This is a genomic window from Gloeobacter violaceus PCC 7421, assembly GCF_000011385.1.
GTDB lineage: Bacteria > Cyanobacteriota > Cyanobacteriia > Gloeobacterales > Gloeobacteraceae > Gloeobacter > Gloeobacter violaceus.
Map to the genome: position 1 here is coordinate 4,588,225 of NC_005125.1, position 18,741 is coordinate 4,606,965.

Annotated in this window: 20 protein-coding genes; 14 read left to right on the forward strand and 6 right to left on the reverse strand. The window is 63.6% G+C overall.

The window, feature by feature from the left end:
- Window positions 1–10 precede the first annotated feature (10 nt).
- Window positions 11–706: a 3-oxoacyl-ACP reductase FabG gene (gene fabG, locus GLL_RS22425; protein ID WP_011144338.1), complete on the forward strand. Its 696-nt coding sequence runs from the start codon at window positions 11–13 to the stop codon at window positions 704–706.
- On the opposite strand, the gene GLL_RS22430 is transcribed toward fabG, so the two are convergent.
- Window positions 703–4,269, reverse strand: coding sequence for an NB-ARC domain-containing protein (locus GLL_RS22430; RefSeq protein ID WP_011144339.1), 3,567 nt, complete (start codon window positions 4,267–4,269; stop codon window positions 703–705). The genes fabG and GLL_RS22430 overlap by 4 nt on opposite strands.
- A 341-nt stretch (window positions 4,270–4,610) precedes the next feature.
- Here GLL_RS22430 and GLL_RS22435 point away from each other — a divergent pair, with 341 nt between their 5' ends.
- From GLL_RS22435 to hemB, 3 genes are all read left to right on the forward strand, one after another.
- Entirely contained in the window at window positions 4,611–4,754 is a 144-nt protein-coding gene (locus GLL_RS22435; protein WP_164929516.1) for a hypothetical protein, read from the forward strand.
- 8 nt (window positions 4,755–4,762) lie between these two features.
- The gene (locus tag GLL_RS22440; RefSeq protein WP_011144340.1) at window positions 4,763–5,344 is read left to right on the forward strand and encodes a sigma-70 family RNA polymerase sigma factor; all 582 of its coding nucleotides are present in this window, start codon (window positions 4,763–4,765) and stop codon (window positions 5,342–5,344) included.
- Between the two features lie 94 nt (window positions 5,345–5,438).
- On the forward strand, window positions 5,439–6,422 hold the full coding sequence (gene hemB / locus GLL_RS22445) for a porphobilinogen synthase (RefSeq protein ID WP_011144341.1): 984 nt from the start codon (window positions 5,439–5,441) through the stop codon (window positions 6,420–6,422).
- 19 nt (window positions 6,423–6,441) lie between these two features.
- On the opposite strand, the gene GLL_RS22450 is transcribed toward hemB, so the two are convergent.
- Window positions 6,442–7,416: an RpoD/SigA family RNA polymerase sigma factor gene (locus tag GLL_RS22450; protein WP_164929789.1), complete on the reverse strand. Its 975-nt coding sequence runs from the start codon at window positions 7,414–7,416 to the stop codon at window positions 6,442–6,444.
- Between the two features lie 240 nt (window positions 7,417–7,656).
- On the opposite strand from GLL_RS22450, the gene GLL_RS22455 reads away from it, so the two are divergent.
- Together GLL_RS22455 and GLL_RS22460 are read left to right on the forward strand one after the other, a co-directional pair.
- Window positions 7,657–7,929: a helix-turn-helix domain-containing protein gene (locus tag GLL_RS22455; RefSeq protein ID WP_197530076.1), complete on the forward strand. Its 273-nt coding sequence runs from the start codon at window positions 7,657–7,659 to the stop codon at window positions 7,927–7,929.
- A 4-nt stretch (window positions 7,930–7,933) separates the two neighbouring features.
- On the forward strand, window positions 7,934–9,391 hold the full coding sequence (locus GLL_RS22460) for a hypothetical protein (RefSeq protein ID WP_011144344.1): 1,458 nt from the start codon (window positions 7,934–7,936) through the stop codon (window positions 9,389–9,391).
- Here GLL_RS22460 and cbiT read toward each other — a convergent pair.
- The gene (gene cbiT / locus GLL_RS22465; protein WP_011144345.1) at window positions 9,388–10,005 is read right to left on the reverse strand and encodes a precorrin-6Y C5,15-methyltransferase subunit CbiT; all 618 of its coding nucleotides are present in this window, start codon (window positions 10,003–10,005) and stop codon (window positions 9,388–9,390) included. The two genes, GLL_RS22460 and cbiT, sit on opposite strands and share 4 nt — an antisense overlap.
- Before the next feature lie 173 nt (window positions 10,006–10,178).
- Here cbiT and GLL_RS22470 point away from each other — a divergent pair, with 173 nt between their 5' ends.
- The 6 genes from GLL_RS22470 to glyA all read left to right on the forward strand — a co-directional run bounded on the left by GLL_RS22470 (window position 10,179) and on the right by glyA (window position 14,933).
- Window positions 10,179–10,496 carry a hypothetical protein gene (locus GLL_RS22470; RefSeq protein WP_164929519.1) on the forward strand — a complete coding sequence of 106 codons (318 nt, stop codon included), beginning with the start codon at window positions 10,179–10,181 and terminating at the stop codon, window positions 10,494–10,496.
- A gap of 125 nt (window positions 10,497–10,621) precedes the next feature.
- The gene (locus GLL_RS22475) at window positions 10,622–11,080 is read left to right on the forward strand and encodes a hypothetical protein (RefSeq protein WP_011144347.1); all 459 of its coding nucleotides are present in this window, start codon (window positions 10,622–10,624) and stop codon (window positions 11,078–11,080) included.
- 114 nt (window positions 11,081–11,194) lie between these two features.
- Window positions 11,195–12,385 (forward strand): class I SAM-dependent rRNA methyltransferase, encoded by a 1,191-nt coding sequence (locus GLL_RS22480; RefSeq protein WP_164929520.1) that lies wholly within the window; start codon window positions 11,195–11,197, stop codon window positions 12,383–12,385.
- A gap of 38 nt (window positions 12,386–12,423) precedes the next feature.
- Window positions 12,424–12,669: a MoaD/ThiS family protein gene (locus tag GLL_RS22485; protein ID WP_011144349.1), complete on the forward strand. Its 246-nt coding sequence runs from the start codon at window positions 12,424–12,426 to the stop codon at window positions 12,667–12,669.
- A 4-nt stretch (window positions 12,670–12,673) separates the two neighbouring features.
- Window positions 12,674–13,123 carry a molybdenum cofactor biosynthesis protein MoaE gene (locus GLL_RS22490; protein ID WP_011144350.1) on the forward strand — a complete coding sequence of 150 codons (450 nt, stop codon included), beginning with the start codon at window positions 12,674–12,676 and terminating at the stop codon, window positions 13,121–13,123.
- A 529-nt stretch (window positions 13,124–13,652) separates the two neighbouring features.
- The gene (glyA, locus tag GLL_RS22495) at window positions 13,653–14,933 is read left to right on the forward strand and encodes a serine hydroxymethyltransferase (RefSeq protein ID WP_011144352.1); all 1,281 of its coding nucleotides are present in this window, start codon (window positions 13,653–13,655) and stop codon (window positions 14,931–14,933) included.
- On the opposite strand, the gene GLL_RS22500 is transcribed toward glyA, so the two are convergent.
- Window positions 14,930–15,562 carry a 2OG-Fe(II) oxygenase gene (locus GLL_RS22500; RefSeq protein WP_164929521.1) on the reverse strand — a complete coding sequence of 211 codons (633 nt, stop codon included), beginning with the start codon at window positions 15,560–15,562 and terminating at the stop codon, window positions 14,930–14,932. The two genes, glyA and GLL_RS22500, sit on opposite strands and share 4 nt — an antisense overlap.
- A 37-nt stretch (window positions 15,563–15,599) precedes the next feature.
- Here GLL_RS22500 and GLL_RS22505 point away from each other — a divergent pair, with 37 nt between their 5' ends.
- Both GLL_RS22505 and GLL_RS22510 read left to right on the forward strand, forming a co-directional pair.
- Window positions 15,600–16,445 carry a class I SAM-dependent methyltransferase gene (locus GLL_RS22505; protein WP_011144354.1) on the forward strand — a complete coding sequence of 282 codons (846 nt, stop codon included), beginning with the start codon at window positions 15,600–15,602 and terminating at the stop codon, window positions 16,443–16,445.
- A complete protein-coding gene (locus tag GLL_RS22510) occupies window positions 16,442–17,053 on the forward strand; it encodes a glutathione S-transferase family protein (protein ID WP_011144355.1) in 612 nt (203 codons plus the stop codon). Before GLL_RS22505 ends, GLL_RS22510 begins: the two co-directional genes overlap by 4 nt.
- Window positions 17,054–17,341: 288 nt before the next feature.
- Here GLL_RS22510 and GLL_RS22515 read toward each other — a convergent pair whose 3' ends face one another.
- Window positions 17,342–17,911 carry a hypothetical protein gene (locus tag GLL_RS22515; RefSeq protein WP_164929522.1) on the reverse strand — a complete coding sequence of 190 codons (570 nt, stop codon included), beginning with the start codon at window positions 17,909–17,911 and terminating at the stop codon, window positions 17,342–17,344.
- A gap of 130 nt (window positions 17,912–18,041) precedes the next feature.
- Window positions 18,042–18,734 (reverse strand): manganese catalase family protein, encoded by a 693-nt coding sequence (locus tag GLL_RS22520; protein ID WP_011144357.1) that lies wholly within the window; start codon window positions 18,732–18,734, stop codon window positions 18,042–18,044.
- Window positions 18,735–18,741: the final 7 nt, after the last annotated feature.

Below are 18,741 nucleotides of genomic sequence, written 5' to 3' on the forward strand. Positions count from 1 at the left end.
AGGAGATCCGATGCAGGGAAGGCACGTATTGCTCACCGGCGGCACGGGCGGTTTGGGTCTGGGGGTGACCCCGGCGGTGCTGGCACGGGGGGCGCATTTGACGATCCCGTTTATCGCGCAGCGGGAAGTCGAGCGCCTCAAAAGCCGCCTCTGCCCGGCGGATCTGAGCCGCGTGCGCTTTGTGGAGGCGAACCTGGCCGAGGAGGCGAGTGTCGAGGGATTGTTGGCTGCGCTGGAGCGGGTCGACGTGCTTATCCATCTAGTGGGAGGGTTCAACATGGGACCGACCCACCAGTACACCTACGCCGACTGGAAGCGCGACATCGAGTTGAATCTGGATACGACGTTTTTATTGTGTAAGCACTGCCTGGGGCGGATGCTGGCCACGGGCTACGGACGGATCGTCACGGTCGGTTCGCGCGGTGCGCTGGAGCCTGCCGGGCAACTGGCCGCCTATTCGGCGGCAAAAGCCGGGGTGGTGGCGCTCACCAAGGCGATCGCCGCCGAGACCAAAGGCACCGGGATCACCGCCAATGTCGTGCTGCCGAGCGTCATCGACACCCCCGGCAACCGGGCGGCGATGGGTGCGGAAAATGCCGACAAGTGGGTTAAACCCGAGTCGCTCGCCGAGGTGATTTGTTTTCTCGCTTCGGAGGCGGCCCGCGATGTGCGCGGGGCGGCGGTGCCGGTTTACGGCAGCGTCTAGCCTGCCGCCTCCACCGCCCCCAAAGCCTGGAGCATCGACTTTTGGGCGTCGGTCAGACCCGTCACCCCGGTGATGTCCATGCCCTCGTAGAGCCGGTCGGCGCGCAGCAATTCGAGGGGTTTGCCGGTGTGACTGTCCCACAGCCGGATCGTTTCGTCCTGGCTGCCGCTGATGACGGTGCGGCCGTCGGGGCTAAAAGCCACCGACCACACCTGACTGGTATGCCCGGTGAGCGTCCGCAGGCACTCGCCGGTGGCCGCGTCCCAGAGTCTGACCGTCTGGTCGTGGCTGCTGCTGACGACCGTCCGGCTGTCGGGGCTAAAAGCCACCGACCACACTTGACTGGTGTGCCCGGTGAGTGTCCGCAGGCACTCGCCGGTAGCCGTGTCCCAGAGCCAGACGGCGTAGTTGCCGCTGCCGCCTGCGAGGATGCGGCCATCCGGGCTGAAGGCGACCGACCACACCTGGCTGCTGTCGACTTTGAGCGTATGCAGGCATTCGCCGGTAGCGGCATTCCAGACCCGAACGGTCTGATCGAAGCTGCCGCTGGCCACCGTTCGGCCGTCGGGGCTAAAAGCCACCGACCACACCCAACTGCTGTGGCCAGTCAGGGTGCGCAGGCACTGACCGGAGGAAACCTCCCACAATTTCACCGTCTGGTCGTGGCTGCCGCTGGCCAGGGTGCGGCCGTCGGGGCTGAAGGCCACCGAACGCACCCAGTTGTTGTGGCCCGAGAGGGTGCGCAGGCACTGGCCGGTGGCCGCATCCCAGAGTTTGATGGTCTGATCGAAGCTGCCGCTGGCCAGGGTGCGGCCGTCGGGGCTGAAGGCCACCGACCACACCCAACTGCCGTGACCGGTGAGGGTGCGCACACAACGACCCGAGGGTACATCCCAAATCCGCACGGTGCGATCGAGGCTGCCGCTGGCTAGGGTTTGGCCGTCCGGGGCAAAGGCCACCGACCAGATCCAGCCGGCGTTGCCCTGCAGCGTGCGCAGGCACTGGCCGGTGGCCGCATCCCAGATCCGCACGGTTTGATCGAGGCTGCCGCTCGCTAGCGTCTGGCCGTCCGGGGCAAAACTCACCGACCAGACCTGGCCGCTGTGGCCGGTGAAGGTGCGCAGGCATTCCCCTGTGGCTGCGTCCCAGAGCTTGACGGTGCAATCGAGGCTGCTGCTGGCCAGCCATTCTCCGTCCGGGCTGAAGGAGATCGCGCGGATGCGGCCGGTGTGGCCGGTGAGGGTGGTCAGGCAGGTACCGGTCGTCACTTCCCAGAGTTTGAGGGTCTGGTCGTGGCTGCCGCTGGCCAGCACACCGCCGTCGGGGCTGAAGGCGACCGAGAGCACCTGGTCGGTGTGGCCGGTGAGGGTGCCCAGGCGCTCGCCGGTCCTCACATCCCAGAGCTTGACGGTGCGATCGAGGCTTGCCGCGGCGAGGGTGTGCCCGTCAGGGCTGAAGGCCACCGACCACATCCGGCCCGTGCGCGACTTGAACGTCCGGGTGCACTGGCCGCCGGCCGCATCCCACAGCCGGACGGTTTCATTGGAGGGACTGCTGCTCGCTATCAACGTCCCATCGGGGCTGAAGGCGACCGAGTACACCCAACCGCCGTGACCGGTAAGCGTGCGCAGACACTGTCCCGTGGCCGTATCCCACAATTTGATGGTCTGATCTTCGCTGCCGCTAGCAAGCACGCTCCCGTCGGGACTGAAGGCAAGGGCGCTGATCCAGTCGGTATGGCCCCGAAAGCTCAGCTGCTGTTGGCCGTCGCGCACTCGCCACAGGCGCACCTCGCCGCTGTCGTCGCCGATGGCGAGCAATTCCCCCTTCGGGCTGTAGGCGACGAACAGGATGCCGCCGAAGGTTTGGGCAAAGACCGAGCGGGCCAGATCCGCACCGGCAAAATTTGTGCGGTGCAGACTGACTTTTTGCAAGTACGCCTGCCAGATGGCGAGGCGCGAAAAATCCCGGCCGGCCAGATCGCTTTTCAGTTCGCACAGCAAATTGAGGGCATTGCCGCCCACATAACCGGGTTCTAGGGGTGAGTGCTCGCGCTGGGCTTCCAGGACGGCATAAAGTCGCTGCTCCAGGCTGCGCCTGCTGCCCAGGCGGGTGAGCAACTCGTCGAGGATGGGCCGCACGATCAGGCGCACCTGCGTCTCGCGAACGTAATCTTTCGATTGGGCCTTCATCAGAGCGTGGGATTTCAACAGTGCGATAGGCCCGCGCTCGATTTCGGCACACACCTGCTCGATCAGCCGCTCGGCGGTAAATTCCATCACCACCGGCTGCTGGGTAAAACCCGCACTGCTGCGCTCGATCAGCGAGCGGCGCAACAGCGATTCGAGCGCCTCGAGCAACCTGGGGGTGGGGGCGGCGGGGACGGTGTCTTCTCGAAGTTGGGCGGCGCTCACCAGTTCCCGGTGGATAGCCAGCCAGTACATCAGCTGTTTCTCGAAGTGGGTGAGCCGGTCGAACTGCTGCTCCAGCAGGTTGCGGATGCCGTTGAAGACGACCGCGCCGTGAACAAAAAATTCGCCGATGGCACCGCCGAACAACTCTTGAATCGATGTGGAAACAATCTTGAGCGCCAGGGGGTTGCCCCGGTAACATTCCACCAGACTGCGGCGCTCGTCGGGGCTGCCGCTGAGCCCTTTCGCCTCCAGAATCGCTTCGCCCTCGTCCTCGCGCAGACCGCCCAACCGCAGCGAACGCACCGGCAGGCTCGCCCCCTCCAGCGAAGCGACTTCCTTGGGTTTCTCGCGGCTGGTGAGGATCAGGCAACTGGCGTGGGGCACTTCTCCCACCTGCCGAAACAATTCTGCGTAGGCCTCGCAGCCCTCGCGGTAGGTGCCGGTCTGCTCGGCGCCGCTTAATAGCGACTCGCCATTATCTAGAATCAACAGCGTGCGCGAACGGCGCAGGCATTCCATCAGCTTCGATAGACGCCCCTCGGTGCCCGCGGGCAGGTTCACCTGCGGGCTGTCGCACAGGCACTCGATAAGCTCGCCGAGCAGTTCGCCGAGCGGCGGAGCGTTGCGCAGCGAGCGCCAGACCAAATGCTCGAAGTGCTCCTGGGTCTGGCGGGCGAGCTTGACGGCGAGGGTGGATTTGCCGATGCCGCCCATACCCAGCAGCGCCACCAACCGGCAGCGCTCGCGGACCAGCCAGCCTTCGAGGGTGGCCAGTTCCTCGGTGCGCCCATAGAACAAGGACACATCGACCGCCTCACCCCAATCCTGCCGCGCTCCGCGCGGCGGGACCGGCTCGGAGGGCTCTACCGCTCCCGCTTCCGGCCGAGCATAGTCGCCGGAACCCAGATCCAGCCCGAACGCCTGGAAGAAACGAAAGAGCGTCTGTTTATCGACCCCTTCTTCGGCTGTGAGCACCTTGGCGACGGTGCTCGGATCGAGGCCGATGCGGTCACTCAGTTCTTCGAGGGTAAGGCGCTCGCCGCCGTTCGTCCGGTTCTCCAGTTCGCAGCGCGCCTCGTGCAGTCGCTGCCAGCCCTGGGGGGTCAGCCGGAAGCCGCGCCTGCGTTTTGCCTTGGGGGGGTGGTTCATCGGCGCTCCTCGCACGGAATGCAGGTGCCCCTACCCGGGCGGCCCTCTAGAGAATGTACGCCCGCTCCGGAAGTTAAGGGTGTTAAGGGGCTATCGCAGAACAATCTTTATCTTCTACAAAACGCCCCGGTGCAAGGCCTGGGCTTTGGACTGCAATGCAATGTGCAGTGGTCCTTAACGTCCCTATCGTCCCTGGATAAGGCCAGTGTAGTTCCCTAAGCTTGGTGCTGTGGAGCTCTTTGGCCGTTCCTTCTGGATTTTATCCGCCCAACCGGTCAACCGCCCGAGGCCTGCGCTCAGGCAGTCGATACTCAGCAGTTAATTTCCCAGCGGGGGGAAGCATGGAAGCCAATCGATTCGTACCGGCTGTGCTGTGGAAGCAGCTGATGAGCCTGACCGCTCCGCAGGGGGCGCTCACCACCCCGCCCGCACCGGGCGCCGCGCCCTTTCTATCTTTTCTTCCCAATCGGGTTCAAATACAGTGATGCAAACCATGGCGACTACAGAATTGTCCGAATCGATGGCCCAACCGAGCGATGCACAGCTGTTCTACGCCCTGCGCTCAGGTGAGCGCACAGCGATGGTGAGCTTGTATCGTCGCTATGCGAGCGTCGTCTATGGCCTGGCGCTGTCGATTCTCAAAAATCCCCAGGAGGCCGAAGACCTCAGCCAGGAGATCTTTTTGAGCCTCTGGCGCGGCGGCGGCTACAACCCGGAGCGCGGTTCGCTGTCGAGCTATTTGATGCTGCTCACCCGCTCGCGCGCCCTCGACAAACTGCGCGCCCGCGGCCGCAAACTCAAGATGATCGAGCGGGTCGGCCAGGTGAATCTGGGTGAACCCTCCGGGGTGACGCCCCTGGAGCGGGCGACCGTCGACGAGTGCTCCGAACGGGTGCGCGAGGCGGTGGCAAGTTTGCCCCTAAAGGAGCGCCAGGTGCTCGAACTGAGCGTGTTCAGCGGCCTGAGTTATCCGCAGATCGCCGCGCGGACGGGCACCCCGCTGGGCACCATCAAGCGCTGGGCGCGCAAGGGCATGCTTCAGCTCAAAGAAGATCTCAAGGCACTCATAGAATAGCCGCCGACACCGATGGGATCCCTTCCCCGTACCGGCGCCTGCTAACGTGGTAGGCGCCGTTCTTTGTCCAACGCACCAGGGGAGGAGGCCCGCCATGTTTCCGTCTGTTCGCCCGCGCCGATTGCGCACGACGCCCACCCTGCGCCGGATGGTGCGCGAAAACCATCTGCACCCCGAAGATCTGGTCAGCCCCATCTTCGTGGTGCCGGGATCGGGCTTTGCCCGCGAGGTCTCCTCGATGCCCGGCGTCTTTCAGCTGTCGGTGGACAAGGCCGTGGAGGAGGCGCGCGAAGTGTGGGATCTGGGCGTCCCCTCGGTGATTCTTTTTGGCATCCCCGAGCAAAAGGACGCCGGGGCCACAGGCGCCTGGCACGACCACGGCATTGTCCAGGAAGCAACGACTGCTATCAAAGCGGCCCTGCCGGAGCTGGTGGTGATGGCCGATACCTGCCTGTGCGAGTACACCAACCACGGCCACTGCGGCGTCATCGAGTTGAGCGACACGATTGGCCATGTCCTCAACGATCCGACCCTCGAAATTTTGGGCAAGACCGCCGTCGCCCAGGCGCGCGCCGGGGCGGATCTGATCGCCCCTTCCGGGATGATGGACGGCATGGTGCGGGCCATCCGCACGGCCCTCGACGAAGCGGGCTTCACCGACACGCCGATTCTTTCTTACGCGGCCAAGTACGCCTCCGCCTACTACGGTCCTTTTCGGGACGCCGCCGAATCGACCCCTCAATTTGGCGATCGGCGCACCTACCAGATGGACCCGGCCAACAGCCGCGAGGCGCTCAAAGAAATTGCCCTCGACATCGCCGAGGGCGCCGACATGCTGATGGTCAAACCGGCCCTGGCCTACCTGGACATCCTGCACCGCGTCAAAGCGGCGACCCACCTGCCGGTAGCCGCCTACAACGTTTCAGGCGAGTACGCGATGGTCAAAGCCGCCGCTCTCAACGGTTGGATCGACGAGGAACGGGTGGTGATGGAGACGCTGATGTCGATGAAACGCGCCGGGGCGGACCTGATCTTGACCTACCACGCCAAGGACGCCGCCCGCTGGCTTGGAGCCTGATCCCCACCTCGTGGGCGGATCACCCGCCTACATACTGCTGCAGGATCTGCTTGCGCTTGCTGCGCCGCAGCTTGCGCAGCGCTTCCGATTCGATTTGCCGGATGCGCTCGCGGGTCAGATCAAAGCGCTCGCCCACCTCGCGCAGGGTCAGGCCCTCCTCGCCCTTGAGGCCGAAGCGCAGGGCGAGTACCTCGCGCTCCACGGGCTTGAGTACATTCATGGCCGCGTACAGTTCGCTTGCCAGCGCCTTTTGCACCAGTTCGTCGAAGGGCCGCTCTGCGGTGCCGTCCTCGATCATCTCGCCCAGTGAAATGTCCCCTTCGCTGCCCACGGGCATGTCGAGGGACACCGGCTGGCGGGAGACTTCTTGAATGGTGCGCAGCTTCTTGACTTTGATCGCCAGACGGGAAGCGAGTTCGTCCTCGCTCGGCCGCCGGCCCAGTTCCAGCGTCGCCATGCGCATCTCGCGGCGCACCTTGCGCACTTTTTCGACCATGTGAATGGGCAGGCGAATCGTGCGCGCCTGGTTGGCGATAGCGCGGGTGATGCTCTGGCGGATCCACCAGGTGGCGTAGGTCGAGAAGCGGTAGCCCTTTTCAGGGTCGAACTTCTCTGTGGCGCGCATCAGGCCGATATTACCCTCCTGGATGAGATCGAGAAAGGGCACATTGCGACCGATATATTTTTTGGCGATCGAGACCACCAGGCGCAAATTGGCGTTGATGAGCTTGCGCTGCGCCCACAGCCCCTGGCGGGTCGCCTCGATGAGGGCCTTGGGATCGCGACCCATGAAGGCGGCCACGTCCTCTTCCGGCGAAGGTCGACCCAGCCGCATCGCCAGCTCCTCGCGCGCCCCGTCGATGGCAAGCTTCGCCTGGATGCGGCGGGCCAGATGAATTTCTTCCTCGGGGGTTACCCGCGGGATGCGACCAATCTCGTTGAGATACAGATCGACCAGGTCGTCACTACCCTGGGCCTCGCTCCTGGAGGGCAGATTGCCCTCGTCAAGGCCAAAGGGTTGCTCCTCCGAATCGCGGTGCCTCGCTCTCACCACCGTTCCTCTCCCTCTCGTCTGGCTGCCGGATGTCTCAACATTAAGGAAATCTTGCAAACGGCTGTAAACGAAAATCGATCATCGGCTAAGATTTTTTATAGGGTTAGGATGAATCCAACCCTGATGAGAGCTCTTTTGTCTTCAATTCAAGCGTCTTTCAGCCATTTTCGATTTTCGATCATGTCCCACGCAGATGCGATCAACCCCAACCACGGCCCCCGTCCCACCAATTTGATCGGACCGCAGGTGCGCTACCTGCGCGAGCGGCTGGGGCTGACCCAGGACGAGTTGGCGGGGCGGCTGTGCCGCTACGGGTTGGAACTCGATTACGTCAAAATCGGACAAATCGAAAACGGCAAGCGCCGGGTCGTCGATTGGGAGCTGGTGGGCTTCGCGCGGGCGCTCGGGGTGTCCGTGAACTGGTTGCTCTGCGGAGAAGACGGGAGGTTGTAGGCCGATGGATCGCGCACTGCCGCTTGAGCGCTACGACCTGTACCTGCTGGCGGGTCGGTTGCTCGCACACCATTTGGCCCGCTCGGGCGGTGTCCAGGTCAGGGCCATTGAGGTGGCCCTGGCGGTGCAGTACTTTCAAGATCTCGTGCCGGTGGTGGGCAGCGGCGGGGGCATCGGCCTCGACGAAGTGGCCGAGCGCATCTGCGACGGCCTCTACCGCAAAAGCGACGGGCGCCTGCCCCACGGTCCCAAGGGTGAAACGCTCGTCTGGCCCATCTTGAACCTCGATAGCGAAGGGGTTCCCCAGCCGCTGTTGCCGCAGTCGAGCGCCGAAGGCGATTTTCGCTGGCACAAGCTGTGCAACGGCCAGCGCGGCATCGGCTGCCACGCCGCCGCCATCCACTTCTGGCAGGATGTCGAATTTCTCGAAGGCGACCGCGACCTGTGCCCATTTCGGGTCTACGACGGCCATACCTCCCTGGTGATTGACCAGGGCCGCCAGAAGTGCGGCTTCGACGGCAACCCCTGCGGCTGGCAACCGGGCCTGCCCAAGTTTTTGCAGGTGCTCGGCCGGGGCCGCCAGGCCCGCCTCAGCCGAGTGGCCTGGACAGTGCCGATGTGGCAGGCGCTCGTACCGGCGGGTCAGGCGCTGCCGGTTTATCCGCTGCTGGCGGCGCTCTACTTCGGAGCGCCCCAACTGGCCAAGGGCCGTGGGACGATCACCCCCGAACAGTTCCGCTGCGATTTCGGCCTTACAGAAGCGGTCTTCGCGGCTCTTTTTGAGGCCGCTCCCGAGCATCCGCTCAATCGCCGCCTGCTTACTCACCTCGATGCGCCGCCTGCGGGCGAGCCGCTCTCGCCGCGCTTCGTGCTGCCGGTACTGCCGCCCGAGCGCGAGCGCGGGCGCCCGAGCGGCGGCAGGCTCGTCATCGATCCCGACGAAAAACCCGCCTATCAAAAAAGCGGCGTCCCCGGCGGCAGCGCCCGCGATCCGCTGCTGGCCGAGCGCCGACGTCGGCGCCAACTGGAGCGCACCGCCCGTCACGACGAAGTGCTCACCCACTTCCGGCGCTGGTTTCGCCTGGCGGGCAAAGAGGTGCGCGAGGACGCCGATACCTTCGACTTTTTGGCCATCGACGAACAACAGGTGTTACTCGCCGAAATCAAGGTGCTCGGCCAGCAGGATCTGGCCGAAGCCATCCAGGAGACGGTCGGCCAACTGCTCTACTACCAGCGCTTTGCGCTGGCACCCTGGCGCGAGGAAGGCTATCCGATCGCCATGGCCGCCGTTTTCGAGCGGCCTCCCATCGGCGAATTTGTGACCTTCCTGGGCGCTTTGAATATTCACACCTACTGGATCGGCGAAGACCAGCACATCGACGGCCCCGAGGAAAGTCTGGCACTCATCCGTTCGATGGGGGTGCAGGTACACGCCGACCCCGAACTGATGCGCGATGCCTAGATTTTTTCGCCGCTCAGCACAAAGGTAGGATCGAGGGCCATAAAAGCCTGCTGGGCACCGCGCCGCTCCAGGCGGTAGATGCCCGCCTGCACCACCTCCACCTGACGCGCCTGCAGTTCGGCGAACCCCTCGGTGAGCCGGTAGAGTCCTTCGAGGGTGGAAGTGACCGCCACCACCCGTCCCCCCGCCTTCAGCCGCGGCCAGACCGAGTGCAAGATACCGGCCAAAGCTTTTCCCCCTTCGATGCAAACGCGATCGGGATCGTCTGCGAGGTCGGCGAGACATTCGGGGGCACTGCCGCGCTCAACCTGCACATTGGTGACGCCAAATTTGCGGCAGTTGCGCTCGATAAGCTCCGCTACTTCTTCGTCGCGCTCGATGGCAACGATCGGGGCGGTGGGACACAGTAAGGCCGCTTCCACCGGGAGCGTTCCGGTCCCGGCGCCGATATCCCAGAACCGCAGCCGGCAACTGAGGCGCAACTGCGAGAGCATCAGCACCCGCACCTCCCGCGGCGAGAGGGGAATGCCCGGGATGCGCTCGAACCACTCGTCCGGAATGCCCGGAGAGGCGTAGGGCCAGGGTCTGCCGCTCGAAGGTCCGCTCTCGCTCAAGGATTGTCCAGACAACGGAAACGACCACTACCCTAGCCGATGAGAACTGGAGCGGGGTAGAGGGGCGCTCACCTCCGCCTTGGGGAATATTTCAATTGGTTACCGATTCGATCCCACTTTTGGACGGTCCGCTAAACTGCTTTTCGTTTACTGTGGACAGCCTGGGTATATCGATGGAAAGCATTGTCTGGCAAAATGCCGTGATCGTTGTCTCATTCGTAGCCTGTGCGATCGGCCTGGTGCTTGTGTTAGGTTTTCGGTGCACCCCGGCGGACGAATACGAGCGGGTGGACGAGGCGCTCTTTGCCATGATTTTTGCCTACTGGATGGTCTACTGCGCTTCGGTGGCGATTGTACGCTTCGGCTGGCTGGAGGGTGAGTTTGTGATCCGCAGCCTGCGCGCCACCAGTGTGCTTGCTTACTTGTTGACCTGGGCGAGCGTGCTGAGCTTGCCGTTGCACCGTTTTTCCGCCAGCCGCGAAATCGAATAGGGCGAAGCTCGACCGCGAGCCGGCCGCACCGATGCAGGCGGCAGCCCCCGAGCACAGCCAGTGGCTTTGCCAGGCATCCCGAGGCCGGTTGACTCGGTATTTGTTCATCCCGTAGCCAGCGTTTCATGGCCTTTACCACGTTCCCGTCCCCACTTTTTGACCGACCGCTTGCCGAAGTGCCGGCGGTTGTGCTGCCGCTGTGGGGGCGGTTGCGAGCGTACTTCGGCCTGGCGGTCACATACCTGACCCAGTTGCTCGTCGTCGAGAACGTTTGCCTGGCGGGAAGCGGTGGACTCGAAAGCCCGCAGCGCAGCGACATCGAAGACGTGCAGGTTCTGATCGTCAAAACCCAGGAGGCCTGTGCCCGGTTCGTCGTCGGCTTCGGCCGGACGGTAGGCCGGGGAATTTTGCAACTCTGCCGCTGTGCGGCTGGTACAGATGAAAGTCGCGGATTCGGCGGCGGCCAACCCGGCCAGTTGTCGGACCCGCACCCGCCCCTGGTGGCCCACCAGGTGCCGCGCGTCAGTCTTGTCGGTCAATTGTTGCGCTGGGTTCTTGATCCGCCCGAACCCGGCCGCCGCTGACAAAACTGTTGTTTCGTCTGTATTATTCCCGCAGAGGGGTTGTCTAATGTTTCAGCAACGTATAGCAGTTTTTTCCTCCAGGTGCGGAACCGTGTTGCGCGCCGGGAGGTTGGGGTGAGTGCGCCCGGGGCGGTGCAGCTGAAGCCCCAACGCCGCAACCGCCGCACCCATCCGTGGATTTTTGCGAGTGAAGTCGCCCGTTTTCCACCGCTTGAGCAGGTGGCGGACGGCAGCATGGTCGATGTGCTCGATGCCCAGGGCCGCTTTTGCGGGCGGGGATTTCTCAACCGTCAATCACAAATCGCGGTGCGCTATCTGGAGCGCGGCGCGGATGTGGTAATCGACCGGGCCTGGTGGATCGAACGGTTCGGTAAGGCCCTGGAGCACCGGCACCGTTTTTTGGGGCCGCAGGTGAAGACTTTCCGCTGGATCCACGGCGAGGCGGACGGCCTGCCGGGGCTCACGGTCGATCGCTACGGCGATTTTGTCGTCGTGCAGCTGTTGGCGCTGGGGCTTGAGCCCTGGCGCGAAGTGATCGTCGAGTGTCTGGCGCAACTGGGGTCGCCTCTGGGCATCTTCGAGCGCTCCGACGCACCGGTGCGCCGCCTGGAGGGGCTCAAGGAGCGGGTGGGTTGTTTGTGGGGCGAGGCGCCGCCGACGCTGGTTGAGATCGAAGAAGGTTCCGCCCGGCTCCTGGTGGACATCCAGCAGGGGCAAAAGACGGGCCTTTTTCTCGATCAGCGCTTCAACCGCCAGCACGCCGCCCGCTTTGCCGAGGGGCGCAACGTGCTCAACGCCTTCGGCTACACCGGTGCTTTTGGGGTGCAATGCGCCCTGGCCGGGGCCAGTTCGGTCCTCAACGTCGATATCGCCGAGGCGGCCACCGCGATCGCCGAGCAAAACGCCCAGCTCAATGGGGTGGGCGAGCAGTGCCGGGCGCTCACCGCCAACGCCTTCGATGTATTGCGCGAATTCGACCGGGAGGGTCGGCGCTTCGAGATGATTATTCTCGATCCGCCCGCCTTCGCCAAAAGCCGCAGCGTGCTGGAGGGGGCTCTGCGCGGCTACAAGGAGATCAACCTCCGGGCAATGAAGCTGCTCACCCCAGGGGGGATCCTGGTCACCTGCTCGTGCTCGTCGCACCTGAGCATGGAGATGTTCCGCGACGTCATCCGCGACGCCGCCCAGGATACCGGCCGCACCGCCTGTCTGGTCGAACAGCGCGGCCAGGCGCCCGATCACCCGATCTTGCTGCATATCCCCGAGACCGAGTACCTGAAATATCTTCTGATCAGCATCGACTGAGGCGGGGCACGATAGGGATAAAAGCGTTCCGGGGGGCGATGAAAATCGAGATCAAGTTGTTCGCCAGCTACCGCGAGGCGTTCGAGCGCGACGAGTTGGTGCTGGAATTGCCCGAGGGCACCACCTGCGCCCAGATCCAGCGGCATCTGGCGGGCGAGCGGCCGCAACTGGCGCGCTGGGAGGCGGTGGTCCGCTACGGCCTCAATCGCCAGTTCGTCGCCCCCGACACCCCAGTGGCCGACGGCGACGAACTGGTGCTCATCCCGCCGGTGAGCGGAGGGTAGGGCCGTGGGCGGCGAACACTTTTGTTTTACGGACAAACCGCTTTCGATCGAGCGCGCCTACACCCTGACGGCCGCTCCCGCCTCGGGGGCGGTGGTGACGATGGTGGGCACCGTGCGCGCCAGCACCGGGGGGCGGGCGGTCGCTTTTCTTGATTACGAAGCGTTTGAACCGATGGCCCTGGATGTCTTTGCGCAGATCGCCCGTCAGATCCGCGAGCGCTGGCCCGCCACCGGCAACATCGTCATCCACCACCGCCTGGGACGCCTCATGGTGGGCGAAGCGAGCGTGATCATCGCCGTGGGCAACGCCCACCGAGCCGACGCCTTTGCCGCCTGCCAGTACGCCATCGACACCCTCAAGCTGGATGCTCCTATCTGGAAAAAAGAGCACTGGGCGGATGGGGACAGCGACTGGGTGGTGGGTCTGGCGGTTCTCACTGAACCGAGTACCTGAAGCCGGTTTACGGGTTTGCCCGGCCCCGAAATTGGTCTACCAGCGCTTTGAATTCCTGCCATTCTTCAGGGTTCAAAAAGCGCTCACCTCGCAGTTTGTCCCGACCGGTTGCACCGCTGGCCACCGCCCGTGCACGAGCCAGCTGCATCAGTTCTACAAGGCGCTGTTGGCGTTGATCTGTCACGTTGCTCATCTTCCTGGTTCTGCATCCACGGGTATCACCTCTCCATCAAAAATTAGCTGGGCCACCGGTAGTGACGGGCTGGGCGTCTTGATATACCAGGTGCCGGTCTCCCGAATCACAGACATCGGATTCCAGTAATTCGAGGGCATCGAGGGCATTGACGATTAGAAACTGTGCCTCACTCGGCTCCATCTATGTCTCATGAAGACTACACAGGCAGGATACCCACGCAGCCTGCGTCATCCTGCAACCGTCGCTCAATCCTGGATTTTTTGACTTCAGCCGCAGACGCACCGCCGATATGCTATCGATCGAGGGTGGTTTATTATATTGCCCGCGAGGTACATGCCTGTGAGTGACGATCTGCTGCGCGCAACCGATCCGCTGGTGGCTGGCTGGATCGACCGGGAACTGAACCGGCAGCGCTCCCACCTGGAACTGATTGCCAGCGAGAACTTTACTTCTGCGGCGGTGATGGCTGCTCAGGGCTCGGTGCTCACCAACAAATACGCCGAGGGACTGCCCAGCAAGCGCTACTACGGCGGCTGCGAATTCGTCGACGCCGTCGAGCAAATTGCCATCGACCGGGCCAAGGCGCTCTTCGGCGCCGCCCACGCCAACGTGCAGCCCCACTCGGGCGCGCAGGCGAATGCGGCGGTCTTTCTGGCGCTCTTGGAGCGCGGCGACAAGATTCTGGGCATGGACCTCAGCCACGGCGGCCACCTCACCCACGGCTCACCCGTGAACCAGTCGGGCATTTACTTCGAGGCGCTCCACTACGGCGTCGATCCTGCAAGCCACCGCATCGACTTCGATCAAGTACGCGAACTGGCCCATGCCCACCGCCCGAAACTGATTATCTGCGGCTACTCGGCCTACCCGCGCGTGATCGATTTCGAGTGCTTCCGCGAGATCGCAGACGAAGTGGGAGCCTACTTGCTCGCCGACATCGCCCACATCGCCGGGCTGGTGGTGGCGGGGGTGCACCCCAATCCGATTCCCCACTGCGACGTGGTCACCACCACCACCCACAAGACCCTGCGCGGGCCGCGCGGGGGCCTCATCCTCACCCGCGACGAGGCCCTGGGCAAGCGGTTCGACAAAGCGGTCTTCCCCGGCACCCAGGGCGGTCCCCTCGAGCACGTGATTGCCGCGAAAGCCGTCGCCTTCGGCGAAGCCCTGCAGCCCGAGTTTAAGACCTACGCCGCCGATGTGGTGGCCAACGCCCGCGCCCTGGCCGAGCGCCTGACGGCCCGCGGCCTGACCCTGGTCTCCGGCGGCACCGACAACCACCTGATGCTGGTGGACCTGCGCTCGGTGGACCTCACCGGCAAGCAGGCCGACCTGCTGATGAGCGATGTGAACATCACCACCAACAAAAACACGATCCCCTTCGATCCGCAGTCGCCCTTTGTGACCAGTGGCCTGCGCCTGGGCTCCCCGGCGATGACCACCCGCGGCCTGGGAACAACCGAATTCGGCGAAATCGGCGAGATCATCGCCAACCGCCTCACCCAGCCCACCGACGCCAGGGTCGTAGCCGACTGCCTGGAGCGGGTCGCATCGCTGTGCACGCGCTTCGCGCTCTACCCGCACCTCGGCCGAGTGGTGGCCCCGGTGGGCTAGTAGCCCCCCCGGCGGACGGCCGCGCGCGATTCGATCACAAATTCCGGTATCTGGGCGAGTTGTTCCTCGTCCAGCTGATACTGCTCGCATACCAGGCTCAACCGCCGCCCGCAAACCCGCATCCGCTCGACCGCGTGGGTGAGATCCCCTTGAAAGTGAACCAGCAAATTGATTTCAGGCCGGATGCGGCCCACCGGCCTGCGGGCACGGCTGAGCACCAGTTCGCCGCCTTCTAGATCCGTGGGCACCTGCACGTAGAGCACGCTCACCGCAAAGGGCGGCTCGATGGTCTTGCAGTACGAGCGCAGGCTGCGGTCGATATGGGGATCGACGCGTGAATTTTCTTCGAGCAGCAGCGGATTGAGATAAAAAGCGTTGCACTCCTCCACCAGCGCCAGATCCAGATAGCTGCCAAAAAATGGAAACCGGCGCCGGACGGTCGCCAGTCCCGCCCGGGTGAAGACGACCGAGAAGCCGCGGGTGGCCACAAAGTCCCGGTTGAGGTTGTTGATAGCCAGATAGGGCGAAGCGAGGATCTGACCTGCCAGATCCGTCAGATACACCGGGCTGAAGGCCCGAGGCTGCAACCGGTAGTAGCCCACGCCGCTCCCATTCGCGCTTGTCCGCATCGATGGTACAAGGGAAACGTCGCCATCTGTCACGCCCATGACCCGCGAAGCTCTCTTCGACCGTTACCTGGCGCCGGTGCTCAGAGCGCTCATCGACGAGGACGCCTTCTTGCGCCCTTATCGGGGTATCGACTGGGAGCAGGCCACCTCCGAACTGCGCCGCCCCGAGGTGCAATATCCGCCCTATTACCTGGAGAACAACTTCCATGGCATCCCGGGCGGCTACCTGAGCATGCGCGCCGCCGTCACCTACGACCCAATTACCCAGTACGTTTTGTGGCCCAATGAAACCTGGGTGCGCGATTGTCTGGTCAAGGCCGTCACCCGGCCGCCGGGTCGGATTCTGGATCTAGGCTGCGGCACCGGCTCGACGACGGTACTTCTGGCGCGCGCTTTTCCCGGGGCGCGGGTGACGGGTCTGGATCTTTCTGCCGACATGCTGGTGGCAGCCCGCCTCAAGGCTAAGCGCGAAAAGCTTGCCGTTGAATGGCTGCATGGCGATGCGCGCGCGAGCGGATTGCCGGAGGCGTCCTTCGACCTGGTGAGCGCGTCGCTGTTGTTCCACGAGACCCCGCCTGACGAGGTGCCGGTTATTCTTGCCGAGATGCACCGGCTGCTGGTGCCGGGGGGGCAGTGCCTGATTCTGGATGGTGCCCAGAGCACGCTGCGCCGGGTGGAGTGGCTGGGCGAGATTTTCGAGGAGCCGTTTATCGGGGCCTACGCAGCGGGCGATCTGGCCTGTGACCTGGCGGCGGCCGGGTTCGGGGCGGTGCGTACCGAGGAGCACTGGCTTATCCACCAGGTGAGCCGGGGGGTGAAACCCATCTGGCGACCCGGGCTCGCCTATGCTGAAACTCGTCCGCAACCTTCCGAAGCGCCATGATCGACCTTTACACGTTCACCACTCCCAATGGCCGCAAAGTCTCGGTGATGCTGGAGGAAGTGGGCCTGCCCTACACCGTCCATGTCGTGGACATCTCCAGCGGCGACCAGCACCGGGAAGAGTACCTGGCCATCAACCCGAACGGCAAAATTCCGGCTATTATCGACCACGACACGGGGCTCACGATCTTCGAATCCGGGGCCATCTTGATCTATCTGGCTGAAAAGACCGGCAAATTGCTGCCGAGCGAACCCGCTGCCCGCTACGCCGCTTTGCAGTGGCTGATGTGGCAGATGGGCGGGGTGGGACCGATGTTCGGACAGCTCAACCACTTCAAGCGCTTCGCCGACGAGCACGTTCCCTACGCCATCGATCGCTACTTTCGCGAGAGCATCCGCCTCTACCGGGTGCTCAACCGGCAGTTGAGCCGCAATCTTTACGTAGCGGGCCGCGAGTATACGATCGCCGATGTAGCCATTTTCCCCTGGGTGCAGATCCACGCATTCCAGGGCATCATCCTCGAAGATTTTCCCGCCGTCGAAGTGTGGTTCGAGCGGCTCAAAGCCCGACCCGCCGTGCAACGGGGTATGCAGGTGCCCGCGCCGTAGACAGTTGGGCCGCTGGCACAAAGTCGCTTTTTTCTACAGCTGTCCGCACCTAGAATCTCGACACCTATCGGATCATCCCGATGAACAGACAGATGGAGTGGCGCTCGGGATCGCCCACGATTTTTCTTGGCTTATTGGGACTGTCGGTGCTCGCCTATTGCGGGATGGTGCTTGCCTCAATCCCGGATGTTCGGGCTTTGGACCGACGGCCTGACGGCATCTTCCCATGCCGCAGTTTAGTAGCGACGGCCGGGCGGTGCCGCTGCAACTGCGCGTCGGCGGCAACACTTATGCGTTTTGATCGTCCGCTTCGGGAGTGTCTTCTTCTTCGCGCAGTTGCAAACACATAAAAATAATCCGAAGCCACTGGCTGAACAGGGCCGCCTGCTCCGGATCTTCGATCTGGCGCCCCTCAAAGGCCAGTTCGAACTTGAACGAGTCGAGGGTGTAGCCGTCGCGGTGGGCGCGGATCACCCCTTCGACCAGCATCTCGACGCCGGTCTCATCGGCGCTCGGCTCTAGGCTGGCGAGCGGTTCGCCCGGGAGCGCCTCTCCTGCCAGTTCGAGCGTCAAATAGATAAGCCTCAGCCACAGATCGCGCACCCCCAATTCCTCGGGGTCGAAGGCAAGATTGGCATCGAGGGCGGCGTTGCCGGTCAGCTTGCGGTTGGCAATCAGTTCAAGTTTTAACCGGTCGAGGCTTAGCCCCTGGCGGTAGGCGGCGATCGTCGCACGCGCAAAAGCTTCCAGAGCAGCGATGTAGTCAGGGCCGACACCGCGCGCGTACAGAAACAACCATGCCTTGCGGAAGGCCAGTTCGATGTCCCCCAGGGGGTACCTCCTTCCCGCCTGTTGCATTCTCTCAAGATACCACCGTTCCCCCAAGGCACTCGGGTGGTTTCCTGGAAGGGGTGGACAAGTCGGAATCGGTCGAACCGAACGGACCCATTGGAGAACCGCCACAGGTCTCCAATGGGCTCGACTCTCGTTACTGCATCCGGGAGGCCGGATCGGCGACATATTCGAAGGTGGGTTCAGTGTTCCACGGGCCGCGCTCGTCGGCCTGCCCACCATTGGAGGACAGGTTGTAGTACAGACGCACCGTCTCATCGGGCTCGATCGAACCGAACAGCGGGTCGGTGAGTTTGCCCAGCGAATCGAGGGCCTTCATAAACATCTGGGTGTGGGAGATCTCGCGGGTCAGCAGGTGTACCAGGGTCTTGCGGGTGCCTTCGTCGGGGGCCAGCTTAATGAGCGCTTCGTAGGTCTGTCTTGCTCCCGCCTCGGCGGCGATATTGGCGCGCAAGTCGCGCACCACGTCTCCCCCTTCGTTAAGATAGGCGGCGGTCCAGGCCGACCCCTGGCTATCCAGAAAGTGCGGTCCGACGCCGCGTACGGCGAAGAGCGTACTCTTGAACGCATCGGTCTGATCGACGTTTTTGGTGTGCCCCTCGATGAGCTTGCCCACCATCTCCAGGTGACCAAATTCTTCGACGGCGATGTCCTGCAGCATGTCCTTGATGCCCGGATGCTCGATGTGGAACGACTGCACCCAGTACTGCAAAGCGGCTGAAAGCTCTCCTGTCGCCCCGCCGAACTGCTCAAGCAGCAGTTGGGCAAAGCGCGGATTGGCTTCATCAATCTTGACTGCATGAATCGGTTCTTTTTTGTGAATGAACATCGAAAGC

Coding starts and splice junctions, on each gene's coding strand:
- fabG (WP_011144338.1), top strand. CDS start 11: ATGCAGGGAAGGCACGTATTGCTCACCGGCGGCACGGGCGGTTTGGGT.
- GLL_RS22430 (WP_011144339.1), bottom strand. CDS start 4,269: ATGAACCACCCCCCCAAGGCAAAACGCAGGCGCGGCTTCCGGCTGACC.
- GLL_RS22435 (WP_164929516.1), top strand. CDS start 4,611: ATGGAAGCCAATCGATTCGTACCGGCTGTGCTGTGGAAGCAGCTGATG.
- GLL_RS22440 (WP_011144340.1), top strand. CDS start 4,763: ATGGCGACTACAGAATTGTCCGAATCGATGGCCCAACCGAGCGATGCA.
- hemB (WP_011144341.1), top strand. CDS start 5,439: ATGTTTCCGTCTGTTCGCCCGCGCCGATTGCGCACGACGCCCACCCTG.
- GLL_RS22455 (WP_197530076.1), top strand. CDS start 7,657: ATGTCCCACGCAGATGCGATCAACCCCAACCACGGCCCCCGTCCCACC.
- GLL_RS22460 (WP_011144344.1), top strand. CDS start 7,934: ATGGATCGCGCACTGCCGCTTGAGCGCTACGACCTGTACCTGCTGGCG.
- GLL_RS22470 (WP_164929519.1), top strand. CDS start 10,179: ATGGAAAGCATTGTCTGGCAAAATGCCGTGATCGTTGTCTCATTCGTA.
- GLL_RS22475 (WP_011144347.1), top strand. CDS start 10,622: ATGGCCTTTACCACGTTCCCGTCCCCACTTTTTGACCGACCGCTTGCC.
- GLL_RS22485 (WP_011144349.1), top strand. CDS start 12,424: ATGAAAATCGAGATCAAGTTGTTCGCCAGCTACCGCGAGGCGTTCGAG.
- glyA (WP_011144352.1), top strand. CDS start 13,653: ATGCCTGTGAGTGACGATCTGCTGCGCGCAACCGATCCGCTGGTGGCT.
- GLL_RS22500 (WP_164929521.1), bottom strand. CDS start 15,562: ATGCGGACAAGCGCGAATGGGAGCGGCGTGGGCTACTACCGGTTGCAG.
- GLL_RS22505 (WP_011144354.1), top strand. CDS start 15,600: ATGACCCGCGAAGCTCTCTTCGACCGTTACCTGGCGCCGGTGCTCAGA.
- GLL_RS22510 (WP_011144355.1), top strand. CDS start 16,442: ATGATCGACCTTTACACGTTCACCACTCCCAATGGCCGCAAAGTCTCG.
- GLL_RS22515 (WP_164929522.1), bottom strand. CDS start 17,911: ATGCAACAGGCGGGAAGGAGGTACCCCCTGGGGGACATCGAACTGGCC.
- GLL_RS22520 (WP_011144357.1), bottom strand. CDS start 18,734: ATGTTCATTCACAAAAAAGAACCGATTCATGCAGTCAAGATTGATGAA.